General features: G+C 58.6%; 1 protein-coding gene. It reads left to right on the top strand.

All coding sequences use genetic code 11. The annotated features are described in order from the left end of the window. Positions 1–492: 492 nt before the first annotated feature. Positions 493–3,254 (top strand): beta strand repeat-containing protein (locus IHV25_RS10195; protein ID WP_206757331.1); only part of this gene is annotated, 2,762 nt, incomplete at its 3' end.

Raw genomic sequence — 3,254 nt, 5'->3', positions numbered from 1 at the left:
TAGTCCGGACTGCGTCTGCTTGGGGTGAGGGGGCGAATCAGGGGCTCACCTCTGTCCGCCACATCCGTGGTGCCGCCCGGGAGCCTGGATGCGCCGCGGGCTCTGTGCCCCCTTTGGGATGCGCGACTGGGTTCAGTCTGTCGGTGTGTCTCCGGTGTTTGGCTGTCTCTGAAAAACCGCACTCCCGCACCCGGGCAGCAGGGGCTGCAGAAGCGGGAACGCGTGCAGCGTCTGAGGCTGCGTGCGTGTTTGGGCGGGATTCGCTGCTCAAAGCACACAGATAATCAGTAGTAATATTAAATAACCATAGATTGAATGTTGTAGTAAATAAACGCAAAACAACGGCGTTTCGATGGTGATCAAATGATCACGCATATCATTAATTTTCATTTCACGCGAGCTTTAGTGGTGTGAAAACTTGAACGGCCTCTTCTCCAGGCGTAAAGTTAAAATAGTGTCATGTTTTACACTTGACTTTTGGAGAATAAGTCTATGTCGGTACAGGCTCTTTGCTTCCCGTCTTCGTTCCGTCCTGTTGCCCGTCGGGGCGGTCAGGTGCTTTCGGGAGCTGCCCTGGCTCTGGCGCTTACGGTCACCGGCGCCGGGCAGGGATCTGCGGCGAACTATGAGTGTCTGGGAACCGGGAAATGCACCGTGACAGGTGCGGTGACCTGGGAAGAGCTTGTGGGAGCGGGGTTCAGCGAGAAGCTGTCCGATCTGATCTTTTCCGGATCCGCTGGAAAGTTGACGTTTTCCGAGGACATGATCCTGGAAGCAACGCCGGGCACCGCGGACCAGAGACTCGTCATCGGCGGCCGCGCGACGGTGACAGTTGAGGTGGCGGCCGGAAAGACCCTGACGTTCAAAGGCAATGACCCGAGCGCAGTGAACAGGGTCGAGGGTAGCGCGCTTGCTTTGGGTACTGGGACCACCTTAACCCTCACCGGGAACAGCGTCTTCACAGAGAACGCTGTTAAAAGCACGGACGGTGGCGCTCACGGCGGCGCCATTTATAACGTCGGTTGGCTCACTCTTGATGGCGACACGACCTTCACTGGAAACTCCGCCGTTACCTCTTCGGACATGGGCTTTGCTTCAGGGGCGGCACTTTATAACGTCTACAAGGCGACCATCAAGGGCGCCGCCGTCTTTAAGGGAAACGTCTCCGAAAGCAGTGGTCAGGAGGTCCAGGGAGGTGCTGTCCACAACAATATGAGTGGTGACCTGACTTTCTCTGCTGTTACCTTCATTGAGAACAAGGCGACCAACACTGGGGAGCACCATGGGATAGGTGGTGCGCTTTTTAACATTAACAAGGTGACGTTCGAGGGGGACGCTCTCTTTGAGAAAAATACGGCGACAGGCACGTCTGACAGTTTGTTCAGTGCTGCGTCGGGTGGTGCGGTTTACACGAAAGGTGAAATGACGTTTTTGGGTGCCGCCACATTCAAGGAGAACACGGTCTCTGTCACAGGGGGAGGCCGCTTCTACTCAGAGGGTGGCGCGATTGTTTCCGAGTATAAAAACCTGACCTTTTCCGGGCCTGCCACGTTTACCGGAAACACGGCCGCAGGCAAAAAGGCCTTGGCCCGGGGTGGGGCAGTTTATAACAATAGTGGCACTGTGAACTTCTTGAACGTCGCCGAATTTGACGGAAACCTGGCGACAAGCGAACGCGAGGCGGCCCTGGGAGGCGCAGTTTACAACTCAAACGGTAGCATGACCTTCAAGGGCCCTACCACCTTCACCGGAAATACAGCCGAAAACGTCGTGGCTCCGGCTCAGGACGGGGCTCAGGGTGGCGCGATTCACAACGCCAATCGCGGTAGCCTCACCCTCGAGGGCGCAGCGACCTTCACCGGGAACGTGGCCAGGAGCCAGAAATCCTGGGTCGCAGGTGGCGCCATTGCCAACGCGGCGTCATTGACCCTCTCCGGGGACGCCTCCTTCACAAAGAATATGGCGAAGAGTGAGGAGAGCAGCGCCTACGGTGGCGCGATTGATAACGTGGGGACGCTCACCGTCACCGGTACAAGCCGATTTACCGAGAACACAGCCACAAGCGATTCCCGCAAGGCCTATGGCGGTGCGATTACGAACGCGGAGGGCACCTTGACCTTGAAAGGTGCCGTCACTTTCGAGGGGAATTCGGCAACATCCCAGTCCGAAGCGGCCATCGGCGGTGCGATCTACAACAGCCCGAGTGGCACTGTGACCCTCGAAGGCGTTGCCATCTTCACCGGAAACAAGGCAACAAGCCAGTCCGGTACCGCCACCGGTGGCGCGATTGATAACGATGGAACGCTCGCCGTCTCCGGTATCAGCCGGTTTACCGGGAACACAGCCACAAGCGATTCTCTTAAAGCGTACGGCGGTGCGATTAACAATATGGGCGGCTCCCTGACTTTCCAGAAAGCCGTCACTTTCGAGCGGAATGCGGCGACAAGCAAGGCCGAGGCCGCCCAGGGCGGTGCAATTTATAACAGGGGCACCACGATCTTTTCGGGTGACGCAACCTTCACCGGAAACACGGCCACGAGCGAGTCCGGTACCGCCACCGGTGGGGCCATTGACAACCGTGGAAAAATCACCTTTTCCGGGGACGCCACCTTCAGCGGGAATACGGCTGCGAGTGCGTCAAAGGCAGGGCGCGGTGGTGCCATCTACAACCAGGGCGGCACGGTCAACCTTGAGCCGGGGGCGGACAAGACCATTCTCTTCAGCGGGAACACGGCCAATGGCGCCGCCAACTCGATTTATCACGTCAGCTTCGCTTCGGGCGGCAAAAACTATGATGCCGTTTTGAAGGTTGGCGGTGCGGGCACGGTGGATATGCGCACTGACCCCATGGGGGGGCGGGCATTGGGCGGACGCGCTGTCACTCTCGTCAAGGACGGTACCAGCACCTGGTGGCTGGGGGGTGAGAACGTCTTCACCGCGGATGACACCGCGGGCAGCCGGACAGACTTCCAGGTCAAAGACGGAATCCTGGCCTTCACGGGAGGCAAGGCCACTCCCACGAGTGTTGATCTGAAGGGGAGCACGTCCACCTTCACCCTGGAGGCCCCGGCCATCCTTTCCCTTGGGGAAGACAGCCACAATATTCTTGTCGGAAACGGTGGCCCTGCTCCCGCCGCCGGAACGGGGGGGACCATTACGCTGAAGACCGGCTCCACCCTGAGTTTCGATCTGGACGCCACCCGGGAAAAAACCGCCGTTCTCACCTTGCGGGCTGAAAATGTCGTCCTGCCGAC

Source organism: Phaeovibrio sulfidiphilus, assembly GCF_014861485.1.
GTDB classification, from domain to species: domain Bacteria; phylum Pseudomonadota; class Alphaproteobacteria; order Rhodospirillales; family Rhodospirillaceae; genus Phaeovibrio; species Phaeovibrio sulfidiphilus.
The sequence above is the reverse complement of the archived record's forward strand: the minus strand, read 5'-3'. Positions and strand labels throughout refer to the sequence as shown.